Genomic DNA, 20,410 nt, shown 5'->3' with positions numbered 1-20,410 from the left:
CCGGCCGCCGCCGCACCGGCCCGCCCACCGCCCCATGTCGTACCGAAACGTCGTACTGAAACGTCGTACCGAACTTCCGAAGGGGACCCCTTCCCATGCACGCAGACATCTCCCGCGACACCTTCCGGCCAGAGCGGCACTACTCGGCCGTGATCGCGCAGCAGGGCCGAGTCCAGCTCGACGCGGACGCCAACGAGCAGGCCGCGATCCAGCTCGCCCAGGCCCGTACCGTCGCCGCCGATCTGATCGGTCAGCACGGCGGTCCGCGCGACGCCACCGGCTTCGCGGTGGGCTTCGTGCCGGGCAGCCGGGAGCTGGACGATCTGACGATCGGCGGCGGCCGTTACTACGTGGACGGCATCCTGCTGGACGCGACCCGTCCGGAACACGGCGTCCCGGTCGTGGACGACGAGCCCGGGAAGCCGGACGCCGAGGACGGCGACGGAGACCCGGCGCCCACCGCGCCGGAGCCGCCGGCCGGCTGGACGTACTGGGACCAGCCGGACGCGTACCGCGACCCGGAGCGCCCCGGCGACCGGCTGCCCGCCCAGTTCCCCTATCTGGCCTACCTGAAGGTGTGGGAGCGCTCGGTCACGGCGGCCGAGGACCCGGTACTGCGCGAGGTGGCGCTCGGCTCCGCGATGCCGGACACGGCGGCCCGGCTCAAGGTCGTCTGGCAGGTGCTGCCGCTGCCCGGCGCCGCGCTGGAGCTGGACACGGCCGACGGATCGCCCCGGAACCAGGACCAGGTACGGGAGGCGTTCGCCCGCTGGGTGGCGGCGCAGGCGCCGACGGCCCGGATGGCGGCGCGCAGCCGGCGGCCGGACCACGCGGACGAGGAACCGTGCCTGGTGAGGCCGGACGCCCGGTACCGGGGGCCGGAGAACCAGATGTACCGCGTGCAGATCCACGAGGGCGGCACGGCGAAGGAGGCGACATACACGTGGTCGCGGGAGAACGGCTCCGTGACCTTCGCCGTCGACGAACTCGATGGTACGTGGGTCGAGTTGGCCTCCCTCGGCAGCGACGACAAGCTCGACCTGAACGTCGGTGACCTGGTCGAGTTCACCGACACCGGCGCCCTGGGCCGGGGCGAGCCGCTGCCGCTGCTGCGGGTGGAGGAGGTCGACCTGCCGGGCCGGCGCGTACGGCTCTCCGGTGAGCCGGAGCGCCATGTCGGACGGCGCCCCGAACTCCACCCGTTCCTGCGGCGCTGGGACCACCGGCCGGGCGCACGCCGCACCGGGAGCGGCGGTACGGGCGGGGCCGGCCGGACCGAGCAGGGCGCCGGGAGGACGCGCGGCGGCGCGCTGCGGATCGAGGAGGGCGGCTGGCTGCCGCTGGAGGACGGCGTCCACGTGTACTTCGAACCGGGGAAGACCTACCGTTCCGGTGACTTCTGGACCGTGCCCGCGCGTACGGCCACGGGCGACGTCGAATGGCCGACGGACGCGGCCCGCCGGCCGCTGCTGCGCTCCCCGCACGGGATCGCGACGCACTACGCGCCGCTGGCCTGGGTGCTCAGCGAGAGCGCGGTGACCGATCTGCGGCTGGCCTTCGGCCCGCTGGCTGCGCCGGTCCCGGCGGCGAGCGAGGCGGAACTGGCCGTGGAGCGCGCGGCGGAGGAGGAGACCGTGGCCGCGGAACGGGCCGCGGCGAAGGCGGCGGCGCAGCCCCCGGCCCCCGCTCAGCCCCCGGCCCCGGCGGAGGCCCCGGCCCCGGACGGCACGGACCGGTCCGGGAGCTGATCCCGCGCGGACAGCCACCGGCGAAGAGAACGGACCGCGCACAGCACACCCCGCAGCGCCCTCGCACCCCCTTCTCCTCAACACCAGCGACACCAGCACCAATAGAAGCAACACCAGTAACAGCGACACACCCGGACATCCGCGAAGGAGCACCACGATGGCCACGCCTCTGACCGCCGCAAAACTGCTCAAAGCACTCCGCGACGAGGGGCTGAACGTCGTCGAACACCGGAGCTGGCGCACCCACAACCGCAACCAGAAAGGTGCCTGGGGGCCGATGCACGGAGTGATGATCCATCACACCGTCACCTCCGGATCCCAGAGCTCCGTCGAACTCTGCTACAACGGCCACTCCACGCTCCCGGGGCCGCTCTGCCACGGGGTGATCACCAAGGACGGCTCGGTCCATCTCGTCGGCAACGGCCGCGCCAACCACGCCGGTCTCGGTGACGACGACGTGCTCCGTGCGGTGATCAACGAGACGTCGCTGCCCGCCGACAACGAGGCCAACACCGACGGCAACCGCTATTTCTACGGCTTCGAGTGCGTCAACCTGGGCAACGGCAAGGACCCGTGGCCGGCCGTGCAGCTCGAAGCGATCGAGAAGGCATCGGCGGCGATCTGCCGGGCGCACGGCTGGGGTCAGCGCTCGGTGATCGGCCACAAGGAGTGGCAGCCCGGGAAGATCGATCCGCGCGGTTTCACGATGGACTCGATGCGCACCAGGATCGGGAACCGGCTCGGTGGCAAGCCCGAGGGCCCGTCGACGCCTCCGGCCAAGCCTCCGACCAAGCCCCCGGCGACGTACGAGCCGTTCCCCGGAGCGGCGTTCTTCGCGGCCGGGCGGCGCAGCGCGGTCGTCACTGCGATGGGCAAGCGGCTGGTGGCGGAGGGGTGCGGAAAGTACCAGGTCGGGCCGGGCCCCGACTGGTCCGAGGCCGACCGTGCCTCGTACGCGGCGTGGCAGCGCAAGCTGGGGTACGAGGGCGGCGACGCCGACGGCGTCCCTGGCCGGACGAGCTGGGACCGGCTCAAGGTCCCCCAGGTCTGACCGGCCCGCCGCCGACGCCCCCGCTCGCGCTGCGCCGGCCTCGGCCTCGGTCTCAGCTTCCGCCCTGCGCCCGCAGCCGCCGCCAGACGGCCTTCGCCGCGTTGTGCCCGGACATGCCGTGCACCCCGGGCCCCGGCGGCGTCGCGGAGGAGCAGAGGAAGACCGCGGGGTGCGCGGTGGTGTACGGGAAGAGGGAGATCTTGGGGCGCAGCATGAGCTGGAGCCCCGAGGCGGCGCCGCACGCGATGTCCCCGCCCACGTAGTTGGCGTTACGGGCGGCCAGCTCGGGCGGGCCGGCGGTGGCGCGGGCCAGGACGCGGTCGCGGAAGCCGGGCGCGAAGCGTTCGATCTGGCGCTCGACGGCATCCGTGAGGTCGCCGTCCCAGCTGTTCGGGACATGGCCGTACGCCCAGAAGACGTGCTTGCCCCCGGGCGCGCGCGAGGGGTCGACCAGGCTGGGCTGGGCGGTGATCAGGAAGGGCGCGTCAGGTGCCTGTCCGCCGGACGCCTGGCGCAGGGCGAGCCCGATCTCCCCGCTGGTGGGGCCGATCTGGACGGTGCCGGCGCGGCGGGGCTCCTCGGCGGTCCACGGGACGGGTCCGTCCAGGGCGTAGTCGATCTTGAAGGTGCTCGCGCCGTACCGGTAGTTGTCGTAGACCCTGCCGAGGCCGGCGATCCTGGCGAGCGCGGTCGGGGAGGTGTCGAAGACGTACGCGCGGGCGGGCGGCAGGTCGTCCAGCCGCTTGACCTCGTACCCGGTGTGGATCGTGCCCCCCAGATCGCCGAGGTACCCGGCGAGCGCGTCGGAGATCGACTGGGAGCCGCCGCGCGGCACGGGCCAGCCGCCCGCGTGCGCGGCGAGGGCGAAGATCAGGCCGACGGCGCCGGTCGCGAGGCCGTCGAGCGGGGCGATCACATGGGCGACGAGCCCGGCGAACAGGGCCTTCGCCCGCTCGTCGCGGAAGCGGCGTGTCAGCCACGTCGACGGGGGCAGTCCGGTGAGGCCGAAGCGGGCCAGCGTCACGGGGTCGCGGGGCAGCGCGGTCAGCGGCAGGGACATGAAGTCCCGTGCCAGGGAGTCCCATTTGCCGAGGTAGGGCGCGACGAGCCGACGGTACGCGCCCGCGTCGCGCGGGCCGAACGAGGCGGCCGTCTCGGAGACGGAGCGGGACAGCACGGCGGCCGTACCGTCGTCGAAGGGGTGCGCCATGGGCAGGTCGGGGTGGAGCCAGTCGAGGCCGTACCGGTCGAGCGGCATGGTCTTGAAGACGGGGGAGCCGATCCCCAGGGGGTGTACGGCGGAACAGGGGTCGTGGCGGAATCCGGGGAGGGTCAGCTCTTCCGTCCTGGCCCCGCCGCCCACCGTGTCCTTGGCCTCGAACACGGCCACGGAGAACCCCCGTCTGGCCAGCTCGACGGCGGCGGTCAGCCCGTTGGGTCCCGCCCCCACGACGACGGCATCGAGCATCGACGTCACCTCGGACTCCTTCATCAGCCGGTGACAAGGAACCCCAGGATATTCCCGGGCACCGACAGCCCGAAGGCGGGTACGGTCCGCGCACGGTGAAGGACACGACGAACGAACCGACGAACCGACGGACCGAAGGAGACCCACGCTTACCGTGAGTGCTGGATCAACTACCCTTCGCCTCGATGCCAGGTGGGACACAGGAGCCTGCCGGGGCATCGGACATGAAGGGACTCGCCGAGCGAACGCGGCCTGGGTGCCCAACGACCACTACCGTATCGAGGGGCCATGAACCGGCCCCCACGCCCGGCGGCTTCCTCTTCGTACGGAGGACCGCCGACGGCGCGTGGGAGACCGGCGCGTACGAACGCGGGACCAGCGAGACCATCGCCCGTCGTACGAGCGATACGGCGGCCTGCCGCGCACCTGCTGCGCCCGCTCACCTGACCCGCCCGCGGAACGCCCAGGACCCAAGGCGCCCGGACGCACGGTGCTCAGGACCCGGCCAGCAGCCGCTCGCGTATCCGCTCCGCCGTCGCCCGGTCCCTGGCGGCCGTGAACGGGAGCGCGTTGCCGCCCGCGACGCGGTACGGCTCGCCGGTCAGCGTCGCGTGCGCGCCGCCCGCCTCCGCCACCAGCAGCAGGCCCGCCGCGTGGTCCCACGCCAGCTCCCAGCTGAAGGCCACCGCGTCGAGGGCGCCCCGCGCCACGGCCAGGTACTCCAGCCCCGCCGCGCCGCACGGGCGGGCGTCGATCCCCTCCACGCGCAGCCCCAGCAGGGCGTGCTTCTGCTCGGGCGTGGTGTAGTCCGGGTGGGACGTCGCGACCCGCAGGGGCACGGCGGCGTCGGGCGGCCCCGGGCGCAGGGGCACGCCGTCGAGGAACGCGCCCCGGCCGCGTACCGCGATCGCCATCTCGTCCAGCGCCGGCGCGTACGTCCACGACGCGATCAGCTCGCCGCCCTGGGCGAGGGCGACGAGGGTGCAGAAGCCGTCCTCGCCGCGGATGAACTGGCGGGTGCCGTCGACCGGGTCCACGATCCATACGGGCGCCTCGCCACGCAGCGCCTCGTACCGCGCCGGGTCCGCGTGGACGGCCTCCTCGCCGACCACGGCGGAGCCGGGGAGCAGCGCGGTGAGCGCGGCGGTGAGGTACTCCTCCGCGCGGCGGTCCGCGACGGTCACGAGGTCGTGCGGGGCGCTCTTCTCGGTGATCTCGTGCGCCGCGAGCCGCCGGTGGCGGGGCATGATCTCGGCCGCCGCCGCCTTGCGTACCGCCTCCTCCACGGCGGAGATCTGGACGGCCTGAGCCGTCCCGCGCAGGGGAACCGTTCCGTACACCGAGTCGTCGACCATGTGTCCAGCCAATCATGGACCACTGACATCCGGCAGTCGGGAAGGTGACGGGGAGGGGCCGGGAGGCGGTCGGCCGGTCAGCGTCCCACCGCGTATCCCTGCATGCCGCGCGGGTTGGCGGCGGCGGAGAGGATGCCGGTCTCCGGGTCCCTGGCGACGGCGCAGAGCCGCCCCTCCGACCAGGCGTCCCCGACGGTGACGTCGTGACCGCGGCGACGCAGTTCCGCGACGACGGCGGGGTCCATGCGCTCCTCCACGGTGACGCTGCCGGGGCGCATCCCGCGCGGGTGGAAGGAGCCGGGGAAGCTGTCGTTGTGCCAGTTGGGGGCGTCGATGGCGCCCTGGAGGTCGAGCCCGCCGCGGACGGGGGCGCGCAGGGCGAGCGCGAGGAAGAAGTGGAGCTGCCACTGGTCCTGCTGGTCGCCGCCCGGGGTCCCGAAGGCGACCACGGGGATGCCGTCGCGCAGGGCGAGGGACGGGGTGAGGGTGGTGCGGGGGCGGCGGCCGGGGGCCAGGGAGTTCGGCAGGCCGGGGTCGAGCCAGGCCATCTGGAGACGGGTGCCGAGCGGGAAGCCCAGTTCGGGGACGACCGGGTTGGACTGGAGCCAGCCGCCGCTGGGGGTGGCGGCGACCATGTTGCCCCAGCGGTCGACGATGTCGAGGTGGCAGGTGTCGCCCCGGGTGGCGCCGTCCGTGGCGACGGTGGGTTCGCCGGCGCCCGCCGCCGGGGCGCCCAGCGGCCCGAAGCCGGGCTCGCCCGCGGCGACGGCGCGCGCGTGGTCGCTGAGCACGGGCTCACGCCCGTCCGGGCTGCCGGGGCGCAGCGCGTACGAGGCCCGCTCGCCGATCAGCGCGCGGCGTGCGGTGTTGTACGGCTCGGACAGCAGCGTGTCGAGCGGTACGGGGGCGGCGTCGCCGTACCAGGCCTCCCGGTCGGCCATGGCGAGCTTGCACCCCTCCACGAGGAGGTGGACGTAGTCGGCCGAGCCGTAGCGGGGCAGGTCGGCGGCGCGGGCGGGCAGCAGGGCGAGCTGCTGGAGGAAGGCGGGCCCCTGGCTCCAGCCGCCCGCCTTGCAGAGGGTCCAGCCGTTCCAGTCGTAGGTGACGGGTTCCTCGTACGTGGCCGACCAGCCGGCCAGGTCGGCGGCGGCCAGGGTGCCGGTGTGACGGGAGCCGCTGGTGTCCAGGGTGGGGCGGGCGGATTGCGCGAGCAGCGCCTCGGCTATGAAACCGGTGCGCCAGATCTCCCGGGCGGCCTCGATCTCGGCGGTACGGTCGCCGGCTCCGGCGGCTTCGGCCTCCGCGATCAGCCGGCGCCAGGTGGCGGCGAGCGCGGGGTTGCGGAACAGCTCGCCGGATACGGGCGCCTTGCCGCCGGGGAGGTAGACCTCGGCGGAGGAGGCCCACTCGGTCCCGAAGAGTTCCCGGACGCTCTCGACGGTCCGGCCGACGCGTTCGACGGGCGCGTGGCCGTCTTCCGCGTACCCGATGGCGTAACGCAGCAGCGTGGCGAGGGGTTTGGTGCCGTGGTCGCGCAGCAGCACCATCCAGGCGTCGAAGGCGCCGGGCACGGCGGCGGCGAGCGGTCCGGTGCCGGGCACGAGGTCGAGCCCGAGGGAGCGGTAGTGCTCGATGGTGGCGCCCCGGGGCGCGGGCCCCTGCCCGCAGAGCACACGGACCTCGTCGCCGGCCGGGGCGAGGATGATCGGCACCTCTCCGGCGGGGCCGTTGAGGTGCGGCTCCACGACGTGGAGGACGAAACCGGCGGCGACGGCCGCGTCGTAGGCGTTGCCGCCGTCCTCCAGGACGGCCATCGCCGACTGCGAGGCGAGCCAGTGGGTGGAGGACACCATGCCGAAGGTGCCCTGGAGAGTCGGCCGGGTCGTGAACATACCGCGTCTCACCTGCGCTTGTGTCGGAGTCCATCGGGCCGATCAGCGCTCACGACACCCCTGGGGAGTTTCCGGGGAGTTCTGGCCACGGTTCTCGTTCGCCTGATCGGTGAGCAGACTACCGACCGCCCGTCGTCCTTTCCGCCCCCTGTTTCCGGCATGAAGTGGGCTGAGCGATCGAGCCTGACGGTCGGTGACGGGTGTCCTGTGTGCCTGACCGTATGGAAGCACGGCGGCACCACCATGACGGTGGCCGCGTTCGGCATCGCGGACAGCCGGATCGCCCGAATCTGGGCGATCCGCGTCCCGGACAGACTCCCCCGGACCACCCCGCACCCCGGAGCCGCCGTCCGAGGCACCGCGGCGGCCCGGTGGGCGCCCTGCGGGGTGCGGTGCCGAGTGTCAGGTCGCGGGTTCGATCGCCACCTCCAGGTGGTCGAGGCCGCGCAACCCGTTGTTGATCATCGGTCGGCGTTCGAGTATTTCGAAGCCGGCGACCCGGTCGGCGAGCCTTTCCAGCAGCGCGCTCATTTCCAGCCTGGCGAGGTGCATCCCGACGCACACGTGCTCTCCCCGCCCGAAGGCGAGGTGGTCCGAAGGGCGGCGGGTGATGTCGAAGCGCGCCGGGTTCGGGTAGTGGCGCTCGTCGCGGTTGGCGGAGGCGTAGAGCAGCGCGACCCGTGAGCCGGCGGCCAGCGGAACGCCGCCGATCTCGTGGTCCTCGGTGAGCACCCGGCTGAACTGGGGCGCCGGGGTTTCCAGGCGCAGCGACTCGTTGATCGCGTGCGGGATCAACGAGCGGTCCGCGCGCAGCAGATCCCACTGGTCCGGGTTCTGGGCGAACAACGCGACCGCGTTGGTGATCGCGAGGATGGTCGTGTCCAGGCTGGGAGTGACGTAGTCGAGCATCATGACCGGGCACTTGTCGTGCGGGATCTCGCCACGGTCGGCGGCCTCGTAGAGCTGTGCCGCCCAGCCGTCGGGGTCGATTTTCCCCGGCACGGCGTCATTCATGGCGAATGCCATGAACTCCTCGACGACCGGCCCCGCCGCGGCTGCCCGGTCGTCGGCGGGCCCCTGGGTGTTCCAGATGGCCGCGGCCCACTCCAGCATCTTCTCCCGCCCGTGATCGGGGAGCCCGACCAGGTCCGACACCACGGTCATGGGCAGGTACTCCGCCAGTTCGGTGACGACCTCGAACCGGCCCCGGCCGACCAGCCGCTCGACCACCTGGTCGGCCTCGGCCTCGATCCGCGGTGTCACCTCGCGCATCCGGTCCGGCCGCAGCGGCCGCCCCAGCACCGAGCGCATCGCCGTGTGCTCGGGCGGATCGCTGCACAGCGTGATCCCCTCCAGTTGGGCGTTCACGTCCGGATCCACGAACACTCCCCGCGCTGACGAGAACGTCCGCCAATCCATCAGGGCGGCTCGCACCTCGTCGTAGCGGGGCAACGCGTAGAGGTCGTAGCGGGACAGGTACACCACGGGCCCGAGAGCCCGAAGCTCGGCATAGATGTCGTACGGGTCGATGCGTGCCGATTCGGTGTAGAGATCGACGTCGCTGGTGGGTATGGGGGACAACGGGCCTCCAGGAGAAGGGTGGAGCGAATACGGCGACGACCTACGTGCTGGTGCCGCTCGGAAGGAAGGCCGAAAAGGCCCGTACGGACCGGTCGCGCCCGGTCTTGGTCAACCGCCCGCGGTGACGGGCGTGGGCGTCCGGTCCGGTGACCGGCCCGCGAAGCCCAGCAGCCGGTCCGGTGCAGGGGCGTCCGGGCTCACCGGCAGGATGTGCCCGTGCGCGGGCAGCGCGGTGAACAGGATGCGCATCGACAAACTCCGTCAGCGGGTCAGGAAGGGACGACGGGAAGGGCGACGTGCTGCCGACGGTGTTGTTGACCGCGGGGACGAGGGCACCGGGCGACACCGATCCGCCGCAGCGGGGCTGTTCAGGCCCGCGGAACGGCCGGAACGCGTGGAGGGCATGCCAGTGGGCTCCTCAGGAACGTACGGTCGGGAAGGGGCCACCCGAAAGGGACCGCGTGGGAAGACTCTCCCGCGACGGGGGGATCCTTCGCGTCGGTAAGAACTACGTACGTCTGCGTACGTCGAGGTCCGACCGGAGCGATGGCCGCGACGACGGCCGCGACGATCAGCCGCCGTGGAGTTCGTAGAAACGCCAGAGGTGCCGCAGGCCGGCCGGGATCTCCGAGCCCTCGTAGGGCGGACGCTCGGTGAACCCGCGGGATGCGTAGAGGCGGTGGGCCTCGGCCATGAAACGGTTGCTGTCCAGCCGGACGGTCCGGGCACGGAAGTCGTCACGGGCGCGCTCCAGCAGCCAGTCCAGCAGCCGCGAACCCAGGTGCGCACCGCGCCGCCCGGGGCGCACGAACATCCGCTTGATCTCGACCGTGCCGTCACCCCGCGCACGCAGGGCCGCGACGCCGACGGGGACGCCCTCGGCCTCGGCGAGCGCGATCAGCCCCGACGGCCTGCGGAACGGGGCGAGCACCGCGCTGGTGTGCTGGGCGTCACCGGCCATGGCGAAACCGTAGGTGCGCTCGAACGTGGCGAGCGCCCACGTCATGTACTCCGTCATCAGGTCGAGTACGGCGGCGTCGTCCAGGGTGGTTGCTTCCCTGATCCGGGATTGAGCCAAGGTTCTCTCCTTTCACGACTGTCGGCGGAACCGTCGGCGGAACGCCGGGTCTACGTAATTCACGCCGACGCGAAGGGGCCTTCCGGCGCGGGACGGTGTCCCCATGAAACGACGCACAGCGCTGAAGGCCCTCGGATTCGGCATCGGAGGCGCGGTTGTCCTCACCAGCGGTGGTTACGGTGTCTACTATGCCGCCGCGAAGCAGGACACGGTCGGCGAGATCGCCTTCGACAAGGCCCTGTCGATCCCGCCGCCGGCAGAGTCGAAGACCAGCACTTCGGGTACCCGGGTCTTCACCCTCGGCATCCGGTCGGGCAGGACCCGGTTCAAGGCCGGGGCGACCACCCGCACCTGGGGCGTGAACGGTACGTACCTCGGTCCGACGATCCGCGCGCGCCGCGGCGAGCAGGTCGAGTTCGCCGTGCGCAACGGCCTGGATCAGGACACCTCGCTCCACTGGCACGGGATGCACCTGCCCGCGGCCATGGACGGCGGACCGCACCAGGTCGTCCCGGCCGGAGAGACCTGGCGACCGCGGTGGACGATCGACCAGCCCGCCGCGACGCTCTGGTACCACCCGCACGTACACGGCTCGACCGCCGACCACATGTACCGGGGCCTCGGCGGACTGTTCATCGTCGACGACGAGGACACCGAGGCGTCGAAGCTGCCGTCCGAATACGGCGTCGACGACCTCCCGATGATCGTTCAGGACCGTGCCTTCGACGGGGACAACCAGTTCGAGGAGCGGGTGCCGCTGGGCGGCGCGCTGGGCGTGATCGGTGAGGAGGTGCTCGTCAACGGCACGATCGGTCCGTACGTCGACGTCACGACCAGGCTCGTGCGGCTGCGGCTGCTCAACGGCTCCAACGCGCGCCTGTACAACTTCGGGTTCTCCGACGACCGGACGTTCTCGCTCGTCGCCACCGACGGCGGCCTGCTCGCCGAACCGTGGAACGCGGAGCGCCTGTACCTCTCGCCGGGGGAACGCGCCGAGATCGTGGTCGCCTTCAAGCCAGGAGAGCGGGTCGAACTGCGCTCCTACCCGTCCGAGTACGGCGGCACCCTGGGACGGATCGAAGGCTTCGACGACCGCCTCGACATCTGCCAGTTCCGGGCCGCGGCCGCCCTGTCCGACGGCGCCGAAATCCCTGCCGCGCTCGGCGTCGCACCGGACCTCGCCGGCGAAAAGGTCGCGCGGGAACGCTCCTTCGTGCTCGCGTCGGACCAGATCAACGGCCGGTCGATGGCGATGGACCGCATCGACTTCGGTGTCCGCGAGGGCACCGTCGAGGTGTGGGACGTGGTCAACGACAACGGTTTCCTGCACAACTTCCATGTCCACGATGTGCAGTTCCAGGTGCTGACGGTCGACGGCGGGAAGCCGGAACCACACCTGCGCGGCTGGAAGGACACCGTCCTGCTGGCACAGGGAAAGCACTACCGGCTGGCGATGCGCTTCCGCGGCCACACCGACCCGAACACTCCGTACATGTACCACTGCCACCTGTTGCAGCACGAGGACAACGGCATGATGGGCCAGTTCGTCGTCCTGGGCGAAGGCGAGAAGGCCGGCGTCGTGCCGCGGACACACCACCATTCTGTCCGGCCGTGAGTCAGGATCACCGCTCGTCCCGCGGCTCGGTCTCGCGCAGGCAGCCTCCTCCGCCGCGCTCACCGGCGACCTCGACGAAGCGATGTCCGCGATCGCCGAGGAGGAGGCGATCGCCGACGCGACCGGTGCGCCTCCGGTCATCTACCACCGGGCAGCTGGCCGCGATGCGCGGACGCCGTGAGGAGGCGTCCGCGCCGTTCGAAGCCGTCATGGCGACGGCCACCGCCACGGGACAGGTGGTCTCCAACGTCCACTGGGCGAGCGCCGTGCTCAACAACGGCTTGGGCGAATACCGGGCGGCACTGGCCGCCGCACGACGTGCCACCGCCGAAGGGGAACTCTTCACCGCGGGGTTCACCCTGCCCGAGCTGGTGGAGGCCGCCGTACGGTGCGGCGAGCACACCGCCGCCGCAGCCGCGCCGGCGTCGCTGACCGAACGCACCGACGCCGGTGGAACCCCCTCGGGCCTGGGGATCGCCGCCGACGCGCGAGCGCTGGTGCGGGAGCGGAGAACGACTACGCGGGGCCGGGGAAGTGCGCCGGCACCTGGCCGCCCAGGACGCCGGGCACTGCGGTCAGTGCGATTCGCGGGTCACCTCCGAGCCGCTGGAACCGATCAGGAAGTCCAGGTCGGCGCCAGTGTCGGCCTGCAGGACGTGGTCGACGTAGAGCCGTTCCCAGCCGCGCCGGGGGCTGGCGAAGCCGGCGACGGTGGCCTTGTCGGGGGTTCTGCGGGCGAGTTCCGCGGCCGGTACGTCGAGGTCGAGACGGCGGGCCTCCACATCGAGGCTGATGAAGTCCCCCGTCCGCACCAGCGCGAGGGGGCCGCCGGCCGCGGCCTCCGGTGCCACGTGCAGGACGACCGTGCCGTACGCCGTCCCGCTCATGCGGCCGTCGCACACCCGGACCATGTCGCGGACACCTTGTTCGAGCAGCTTCCTGGGCAGCGGCATGTTCGACACCTCCGGCATGCCGGGGTAACCCTTGGGGCCGCAGCCTCGCAGTACCAGGACGGAGTCGGCGTCGACGTCGAGGTCCGGGTCGTCGACGCGGGCGTGGAAGTCCTCGATGCTGTCGAACACGACCGCCCGGCCGCGGTGGCGCAGCAGGTGGGGTGAGGCCGCCGCAGGCTTGACGAGCGCCCCGTCGGGGGCGAGATTGCCCCGTAGAACGGCGATGCCGCCCTCGGCGACCAGGGGTTCCGAGCGGGTACGGATGACCGCGGAGTCCCAGATCGGGGCGGAGTCGAGGTGGTCCACCAGCGGCTTGCCGGTGACGGTCAGCGCGTCGGGGTCGAGCAGGTCACGGACCTCGCGCAACACGGCGAGCAGGCCGCCCGCGCGGTGGAAGTCCTCCATGAGGAAGCGGCCGGCCGGCTGGAGGTCCACGAGGACCGGCACGCGTGAGCCGATACGGTCGAAGTCGTCGATCGACAGGTCGACCCCGAGCCGGCCGGCGATGGCCAGCAGGTGGACGACGGCGTTGGTCGACCCGCCGACGGCGGCCAGCGCCACGATCGCGTTGTGGAAGGACGCCCTGGTCAGGAAGGTGCTCGGGCGCCGGTCCGCGGACACCATCTCCACCGCCAGCCGGCCGGTGCCGTGGGCGGCCTCCAGCAGGCGGCTGTCGGGGGCGGGGGTGCCGGCGACACCGGGGACGACCGTGCCCAGGGCTTCGGCCACCAGTGCCATCGTCGAGGCGGTCCCCATCGTGTTGCAGTGGCCGCGGCTGCGGATCATCGACGACTCGGACCGGACGAACTCCTCCTGGGAGAGCGTGCCGGCCCGTACCTCCTCGGAGAGCCGCCACACATCGGTGCCGCACCCCAGCGGCCTGCCGCGGAAGGTTCCGGTGAGCATCGGGCCGCCGGGCACCACGACGGCGGGCAGGTCCACCGAGGCGGCGGCCATGAGGAGCGACGGAATCGTCTTGTCGCAGCCGCCCAGCAGGACGACGCCGTCGATCGGGTTGGCCCGGAACATCTCCTCGGCCGCCATCGCGGCCATGTTGCGCCAGAGCATGGCCGTGGGCCGCATCTGCGTCTCGCCGAGGGACACCACGGGCAGGTCCAGCGGGATGCCGCCCGCTTCGTACACACCGTCACGGACCGACCTCGCCACCTCCGTCAGGTGGGCGTTGCAAGGGGTCAGGTCCGAGGCGGTGTTGGCGATGGCGATCTGCGGACGGCCGGTGAAGGCGTCCTCCGGCGCGCCACGCCGCATCCACGCCCGGTGGATGTAGGCGTTGCGGTCCTCGCCCTCGTACCACTGCGCACTGCGGAGACTCACCATCGGGTTCCTTCCGTCAATCGACACGGCTGTCTGATCTCTGGAACGCCATCTCTGGAACGCCATGGAGCATACGCAGACGTACGAGGGACCGACAGACGGCAGCGGGTACGGCGCTACGGTCAGGCGTCCTCCTTCAGGAACAGTTCGACGACGGGGACGGCCACGTCGGGGCGGATGATCGGCAGGGTGAGGGTCAGGGTGCCGGCGGGCTGGCCGCCGAGGCCGGTGGTGAGGGCCTTCACCGAGGGGTCGATCTCGCGGAACGGGATCTCCGACGCGTCGTTGAGGAGCTGCGCGTACGCGACCTTCCCGCCGAGGTCCGGCAGGTGCAGGTGCTCGAAGGGCCAGGCGAAGAGGTGCAGGTAGAGGCGGTTGCCGCGCTGGGTGTAGCGGGTGTCCGCCGGGGCGCGGAAGGGTGCGGGGCCGGCGCCGCGGATGGAGCGTGCGTGGCGGCGCATCCACTCCCCGATGCCTTCCAGGGCCGTGACCGCCGTCGCGTCGAACTCACCGCGTCCGGTGGGGCCGACGTTCAGCAGCATGTTGCCGTTGTTCGAGACGCCGTCGACGAGCATCCGCACGAGGAGGTCGACGCTCTTCACATTGACGTTGTCACGGTCGTACCCCCAGCTCCCGTTGAGGGTCTGGCACGCCTCCCACACCACGGGGACGCCGTCGGCCTCCATCGGCCGGTCGGGCTGGTACTGCTCCGGTGTGACGAGGTCGCCGGGGATGTCGAGCCGGTCGTTGACCACGATCTCCGGCTGGAGACGGCGGGTGAGGGCGAGGAGTTCTTCCGAACCCCAATCCTCGGCGCCCTTGCCGTTCCACACGTCGTGGTGGTCGTCCTGCTTGTAGGAGAAGTCGTAGAAGAGGTAGTCGATGGTGCCGTACCCGGTCAGCAACTCCTCGACCTGGCCGTGGAGATAGGCGCGGTACCTGTCCATGTCCCGGCCCTCGTTGAGCCGTTCGATCTCCTCGGGCGCGTCGTCGCGGCGCGGGTGGTGGCCGTCGATCGTGAAGTCCGGGTGGTGCCAGTCGATGAGCGAGTGGTAGAAGCCGACGCGCAGTCCCTCGGCGCGTACGGCGTCGACGAACTCGCGGACGAGGTCCTTGCCGATGGGGGTGTTCATCGACGTGTAGTCGGTGAGCCGGGAGTCCCAGAGGCAGAAGCCGTCGTGGTGCTTGGTGGTGAGGACCACGTAGCGCATACCGGCCTTCTTGGCGGCCCGTGCCCACTCCGTGGGGTCGAAGAGGTCGGGCTCGAAGTGGCGGAAGTACTTCTCGTACTCCGCGTCCTTCGTCCGCTCGTGGTTCTTCACCCACTCGTGGCGGGCGGGCAGGGAGTAGAGGCCCCAGTGGATGAACATGCCGAAGCGGTCCTCGGTGAACCAGGCGGGAACGGTCATGGTCGGATTCCTTCCGTGTGAGCGGGGTGCGGCGGCGCGTGCGCGTGTCCGGCTTGTACGTGCAGGTGTACGGGTGCGTGTACGGGTGCGGGGCGGGGCCCGGGGTTCAGCGACCGCCGAGGCCGCTGGTGACGATGCCCTTGACCAGGTGTTTCTGAAGGAGGACAAGGATGATCACGGTGGGCAGCATGGAGACCACCGACGCGGCCATGACGAGGTTCCACTGGCTGCCCTGCTGGCCGAAGAACGCCTGGAGGCCGAGTGGGATGGTGGCGTGCGCGTCGACGTCGTTGACGACGACCAGCGGCCAGAGGAAGGAGTTCCAGTAGCTGATGAAGGTGAAGACGGCCAGGACCGCGAGGGTCGGACGGGCGAGCGGCAGCATCACGCTGAAGAAGGTCCGGACGGTGCCGGCGCCGTCGACGCGGGCGGCGTCGTCCAGTTCCTGGGGCACCGTCAGGAAGAACTGGCGGATGAGGAAGGCGCCGAGGGCGGTGAACGCCCACGGCAGGATCAGCGCCTGGAACGTGTCGACCCATCCGACGCCCTGCATCATCACGTACATGGGGATGACGAGGACGTCCTGCGGGATCATCAGGGTCACCAGGAAGAGCAGGAACGCGAGGTTCTTGCCGCGCCAGCGCAGCCGGGAGAAGGCGTAGCCGCTGAGCGCCGCGACGGCGAGGTTGACGGCGGTGCCGAGGGTGGCGACGAGTACGCCGTTCAGGATGAAGCGGGCGAACGGCAGATACGTGAAGACGTCCACGTAGTTCTGCCACTGGATCGAGGAACCCCACAGGGTGGGCGGGTTCGAGAAGGTCTCGGAGTCGGGCTTGAGGCTGGTCGCCACCATGTAGATGAGCGGTGCCATGAAGAGCAGGGCGATGAGGCACAGGATCGCGTATCCGGTCGCCCGCCGCGCCCGCGAGACGGGGCCTGCCCCGGCGGACCGGCTCGTGACGGGCCGGCTCTTCGTGGGCCGCCTCCTGGTGGCGGCTCCGGTGTCCGCCCCTCCGGCTGGGATCGTCCGCGTACCGCTACCCATAGTGCACCCAACGCTTCTGGCCGAGGAACTGGACCGCCGTGATACCGAGGATGATGACGAACAGCACCCACGCGCCCGCCGAGGCGAGCCCGAGCTGCTGGTTCTGGAAACCGGTGTTGTAGATGTACTGGACGAGCGTCTCGGTCGAGGTGCCCGGACCGCCCTTGGTCAGCAGGAACGGCTGCGCGAACACCTGGAACGAGGTGATGAGGGTCATCATCGTCGCGAAGAAGATCGACGGTGAGATGGCCGGGAACTTGATGCGCCAGAACGTCTGCCACGGGCCGGCGCCGTCGAGCTGCGCGGCCTCGACCAGGTTCTCCGGCACCGCGTCGAGCGCCGCCGAGAAGATGAGCAGGTTGTAGCCGAAGCCCTGCCAGACACTCATCGCGACGATCGCGAACATCGCCCACTTCTCGTCCGCGAGGAAGTTCGGCGCCTGGGTCCCGATCGTCGACCGGAGTGTGGAGTCGATCAGCCCGTCGGGCTGGTACAGCATCCGCCATACGACGACGTTCGCCACGATCGGCGTCACCGTCGGGATGAAGAACAGCACCCGGAAGATCTGCCGGTGCCGGATCCGCGGGGTCAGCCAGGCCGCGAGACCGAGCGAGATCACCAGGTTCAGCGGCACGTACAGCACCACGAAGCCGACCGTGTTGAGGATGACGGTCCGGAAGACGGGGTCCGAGAACAACTGGGTGTAGTTCCCGAGCCCGTGCCACGAACGCTCCCCGATCAGGGGCCAGTTCATGAAGCTCACGGCGAGGGACGCGAGGATCGGGACCACCGTGAAGATCGCCAGTCCGATCGAGTGGGGCGCGGCGAACGCGGCTCCCCACCAGGAGCGCCGTACGCCCTCCGGCTCCGAGGCTTCCGAGACCTCCGAGGTCTTCGAGGCCGCCGTTCCCGTCGTGCCCACCGCGTCCCCGCCGCCCTGCGCGTCCGCCATGTCCTTCACCGCCCGCCTTCTTCCGTCCTCGTCACCGGGAGGGACCGGTGACGGCACCGCCGTGCTCCTCACTGGGCGAGCTGCCCCGCGATGGACTTCATGGTGTCCGCGCCCGGGGACTGGCCGTTGACCGCCTGGATCGCGTACTGGACGAACAACTGGTTGAGCTGGTCGCTCTGCTTGTTGCCCGGCAGGGGGGTCGCGGCCTTCTGCGCCACGGTGAAGACGGACTCGGCGCCGTCGATGCCCGCGTTGGCGTACCAGGCCTTCTGGGCCGCCGTACGCGCGGGGAACGCCCTGCCCTGCTGGGCGAGGGACGTCAGGATCTTCTCGCTGGTCATGGTCTCGATGGCCTGGTACGCCTGCTCGGGGTACGCGCACTGCTTCGATATGCCGAAGCCGGAGCCCGCCGAGAAGCTGGAAGGGCCCGAGGTGCCGGACGGGATGGTGGTCACCCCGAGCGGGAACTTCACCTTCGACTTCTGCTGGAGCAGCGACCAGGGGCCGTCGATGTAGAGGCCGGCCTTCTGGTCGACGAAAGCGTTGTCGTCGGCCGAGCCGTCCGCGCTCGCCTGGGTCGCCTCGCCCTTCTTCACCAGGGAGGAGATCCAGTCCAGTCCTTGAGCGAACTTCTGGTTCTCCGCGTTGAGTTGACCGTCCGAGCTGATGACCCGGCCGCCGTTGTAGCCGAGGATCATCGACTCCAGATTGAGGTCCTCGACCGTCGAGGCGAACATCGTCTTCCCCGCCGCCTTGAACTTCGCGGCGGCGGCCTCGAATTCGGCGACCGTCCACCCCGGCTTCGGCTCCGCCGCGCCGACCTGCCGGAAGAGGTCCTTGTTGTAGAACATCATCAACGGGCCGGTGTCGTACGGCAGCGCGTAGAGCTTGCCGCCGACCTTCATACCGTTCAGCGCCGTCGAGTCGAAGGCCGTCAGATCGGTGCCCGCGCTCTTCGCGTACGTGTCGATCGGGCGCAGCACGTCGGTGTAGTTGGCCGTCCGGAGGCTCTGTACGGTGACGACGCACGGGGCGCCGCCGGTGCCGAGCTGGGTACGCAGCTTGGTCCAGTAGTCGTTGAAGGGTGAGCCCTGGACCGTGACCTTCGCCCCGCCGTTCTCGCCGACCGCGTCGGCGACCTTCTGCCAGGCCGCCTTGTCCGCCGTACCCGAGATCCACATCGACCAGACGAGGCTGTCCTTCGACTGACTCGACGTGCCCGTACCGGACGAGCATCCCGTCAGCGCGAGCACCATCGCGGCGCCCGCGGCCGTGGCGCTCACGCAAAGCCGTTGTTTCATTGCGACATCCACTTCGTTGTGTATGGGTGCTTCACCGGGGTGGTGTTGAGCCGGGCCCTTCCTCGTGCCGCGCCCATGCCGCGCCATCGGGGTAGGAGAAGGTGGTCAGGGACGTGCCGAGCATGTCGGCGCCCGCGCCGGGTGCCGACGGCGGCCAGTAGCGTCCGTCGTGGACGTCGACCGGTGTGACGAAGTGCTCGTGCAGGTGGTCGACGTATTCGAGGAAACGTTTCTCTTCGGTGCCCGACACCGCGACGCGGTCGAACATGGAGAGGTGCTGGACTGCTTCGCAGAGCCCGACGCCGCCGGCGTGCGGGCAGACGCGGACGCCGTGCTTCGCGGCGAGGAGGAGGATCGCGATGTTCTCGTTCACGCCCGCGACCCGGGTCGCGTCGATCTGGAGCACGGAGACCGCGTGCGCCTGGATGAGCTGTTTGGCGACGACCCGGTTGGGCATGTGCTCGCCGCTCGCGACGGGGATCGGGGCGACCCGGCGGGCGATCTCGGCGTGTCCGAGGATGTCGTCCGGGCTCGTCGGCTCCTCGACCCAGGCGAGGTCGAACGGGCTGAGGCGGTCGATCCAGGCCACGGCCTCGTCGACGTCCCACCGCTGATTCGCGTCGACCGCGATCGCGACCCCCGCGCCGACCGTCTCCCGTGCGACGCCGAGCCGCCTGATGTCGTCGTCGAGGTCCCCGCCGACCTTCAGCTTGATCTGTGTGAAACCGTCCGCGACCGCCTCGCGGCAGCGCGCGGCCAGCAGCTCGTCGTCGTATCCGAGCCACCCCGGCGTCGTCGTGTAGGCCGGGTATCCGTGCGCGAGGAGGTCGCGACGGCGCTCCTGGCGCCCCGGCTCGGCCTTGCGGAGCAGTTCCAGCGCCTCGTCGCGGGTGAGCGCGTCGGTGAGGTAGCGGAAGTCGACCAGGTCGACGATCTCCTCGGGTGACAGCCCGGCGAGCAGGTCCCACAGCGGCAGCCCCGCGCGCTTCGCCCGGAGATCCCACAGGGCGTTCATCACGGCGCCGATCGCCATGTGCGTCACACCCTTCTCCGGGCCGAGCCAGCGGAGCGGGGAGTCGTGGACGAACGAGCGCCAGGCGGAGCCGAGGTCGGCGCAGAGGGCCTCGGCGTCCTCGCCCACCAGCCGGTCACGCAGTGCGTCGACGGCTGCGGTCTGCACCTCGTTGCCCCGGCCGATCGTGAAGACGAATCCGGTCCCGACGTGACCGTCCGCCGCGTCCGTGGCGATCTCGACGTACGCCGCCGAGTAGTCGGGCGACGGGTTCATGGCGTCCGAGCCGTGCAGCTCCCGTGACGTGGGAAAGCGGATGTCCCGCGTCGACACCCTCGTGATCCGGCTCACCGCGACTCCCTCGTCCTGCCTCTGCCGCCCGGCGTTGACGACCAAGGCGTGCCGCGATCAAAACATCGGATGTATCGAGTGTCAAGGGATCGGTTCTCCCCTCATTGCAGCGTTATTGAGCCGTGAGCCGGGGAAGAGTTTGGATGAATCACCGAGGGTCGTTCGGCCCTCCGTACATGCGTCAGGCCGCCACCCGGAAACCGGGTGGCGGCCGGCGGGGTACGGTCCCCTGTCTCTTATAAAAATCTGACGCTGCCGACGACG

16 protein-coding genes are annotated in these 20,410 nt (G+C 71.0%); 3 read left to right on the top strand and 13 right to left on the bottom strand.

Features of this window, described 5'->3' with window-relative positions; all coding sequences use genetic code 11:
• Nucleotides 1-95 precede the first annotated feature (95 nt).
• The gene (locus ACFXPL_RS23545; protein WP_384922853.1) at nucleotides 96-1,748 is read left to right on the top strand and encodes a DUF6519 domain-containing protein; all 1,653 of its coding nucleotides are present in this window, start codon (nucleotides 96-98) and stop codon (nucleotides 1,746-1,748) included.
• A gap of 157 nt (nucleotides 1,749-1,905) precedes the next feature.
• The gene (locus ACFXPL_RS23540; protein WP_384922850.1) at nucleotides 1,906-2,799 is read left to right on the top strand and encodes a peptidoglycan-binding protein; all 894 of its coding nucleotides are present in this window, start codon (nucleotides 1,906-1,908) and stop codon (nucleotides 2,797-2,799) included.
• 52 nt (nucleotides 2,800-2,851) lie between these two features.
• On the opposite strand, the gene ACFXPL_RS23535 is transcribed toward ACFXPL_RS23540, so the two are convergent.
• From ACFXPL_RS23535 to ACFXPL_RS23510, 6 genes are all read right to left on the bottom strand, one after another.
• On the bottom strand, nucleotides 2,852-4,276 hold the full coding sequence (locus ACFXPL_RS23535; protein WP_384922847.1) for a phytoene desaturase family protein: 1,425 nt from the start codon (nucleotides 4,274-4,276) through the stop codon (nucleotides 2,852-2,854).
• 485 nt (nucleotides 4,277-4,761) lie between these two features.
• Nucleotides 4,762-5,622, bottom strand: a complete 861-nt coding sequence (locus ACFXPL_RS23530; protein WP_384922844.1) for an inositol monophosphatase family protein — start codon at nucleotides 5,620-5,622, stop codon at nucleotides 4,762-4,764.
• 77 nt (nucleotides 5,623-5,699) lie between these two features.
• The gene (locus ACFXPL_RS23525) at nucleotides 5,700-7,514 is read right to left on the bottom strand and encodes a gamma-glutamyltransferase family protein (protein ID WP_384922841.1); all 1,815 of its coding nucleotides are present in this window, start codon (nucleotides 7,512-7,514) and stop codon (nucleotides 5,700-5,702) included.
• Between the two features lie 402 nt (nucleotides 7,515-7,916).
• Entirely contained in the window at nucleotides 7,917-9,095 is a 1,179-nt protein-coding gene (locus ACFXPL_RS23520) for a cytochrome P450 (RefSeq protein ID WP_384922838.1), read from the bottom strand.
• Between the two features lie 108 nt (nucleotides 9,096-9,203).
• Nucleotides 9,204-9,344, bottom strand: coding sequence for a hypothetical protein (locus tag ACFXPL_RS23515; protein WP_384922835.1), 141 nt, complete (start codon nucleotides 9,342-9,344; stop codon nucleotides 9,204-9,206).
• A gap of 322 nt (nucleotides 9,345-9,666) precedes the next feature.
• Nucleotides 9,667-10,173: a GNAT family N-acetyltransferase gene (locus ACFXPL_RS23510; RefSeq protein WP_384922832.1), complete on the bottom strand. Its 507-nt coding sequence runs from the start codon at nucleotides 10,171-10,173 to the stop codon at nucleotides 9,667-9,669.
• Nucleotides 10,174-10,276: 103 nt separating this feature from the next.
• On the opposite strand from ACFXPL_RS23510, the gene ACFXPL_RS23505 reads away from it, so the two are divergent.
• Entirely contained in the window at nucleotides 10,277-11,788 is a 1,512-nt protein-coding gene (locus ACFXPL_RS23505) for a multicopper oxidase family protein (RefSeq protein WP_384922829.1), read from the top strand.
• 7 nt (nucleotides 11,789-11,795) lie between these two features.
• On the opposite strand, the gene ACFXPL_RS23500 is transcribed toward ACFXPL_RS23505, so the two are convergent.
• The 7 genes from ACFXPL_RS23500 to ACFXPL_RS23470 all read right to left on the bottom strand — a co-directional run bounded on the left by ACFXPL_RS23500 (nucleotide 11,796) and on the right by ACFXPL_RS23470 (nucleotide 20,146).
• The gene (locus tag ACFXPL_RS23500) at nucleotides 11,796-12,134 is read right to left on the bottom strand and encodes a hypothetical protein (protein WP_384922826.1); all 339 of its coding nucleotides are present in this window, start codon (nucleotides 12,132-12,134) and stop codon (nucleotides 11,796-11,798) included.
• A gap of 229 nt (nucleotides 12,135-12,363) precedes the next feature.
• Entirely contained in the window at nucleotides 12,364-14,079 is a 1,716-nt protein-coding gene (locus ACFXPL_RS23495; RefSeq protein WP_384922823.1) for an IlvD/Edd family dehydratase, read from the bottom strand.
• Nucleotides 14,080-14,198: 119 nt separating this feature from the next.
• Nucleotides 14,199-15,485: an alpha-L-fucosidase gene (locus tag ACFXPL_RS23490; RefSeq protein WP_384922820.1), complete on the bottom strand. Its 1,287-nt coding sequence runs from the start codon at nucleotides 15,483-15,485 to the stop codon at nucleotides 14,199-14,201.
• A gap of 106 nt (nucleotides 15,486-15,591) precedes the next feature.
• The gene (locus ACFXPL_RS23485) at nucleotides 15,592-16,356 is read right to left on the bottom strand and encodes a carbohydrate ABC transporter permease (RefSeq protein ID WP_384922817.1); all 765 of its coding nucleotides are present in this window, start codon (nucleotides 16,354-16,356) and stop codon (nucleotides 15,592-15,594) included.
• Between the two features lie 166 nt (nucleotides 16,357-16,522).
• Nucleotides 16,523-17,482, bottom strand: coding sequence for a carbohydrate ABC transporter permease (locus ACFXPL_RS23480; protein ID WP_384922927.1), 960 nt, complete (start codon nucleotides 17,480-17,482; stop codon nucleotides 16,523-16,525).
• 68 nt (nucleotides 17,483-17,550) lie between these two features.
• A complete protein-coding gene (locus ACFXPL_RS23475) occupies nucleotides 17,551-18,765 on the bottom strand; it encodes an ABC transporter substrate-binding protein (protein ID WP_384922814.1) in 1,215 nt (404 codons plus the stop codon).
• Nucleotides 18,766-18,814: 49 nt separating this feature from the next.
• Nucleotides 18,815-20,146 (bottom strand): enolase C-terminal domain-like protein, encoded by a 1,332-nt coding sequence (locus ACFXPL_RS23470; RefSeq protein WP_384922811.1) that lies wholly within the window; start codon nucleotides 20,144-20,146, stop codon nucleotides 18,815-18,817.
• Nucleotides 20,147-20,410 lie beyond the last annotated feature (264 nt).

The organism is Streptomyces sp. NPDC059092, assembly GCF_042756365.1.
Taxonomy (GTDB): Bacteria; Actinomycetota; Actinomycetes; order Streptomycetales; family Streptomycetaceae; genus Streptomyces.
Note: the sequence above shows the minus strand (reverse complement) of the source record. Positions and strands in the feature narration are given on the sequence as shown.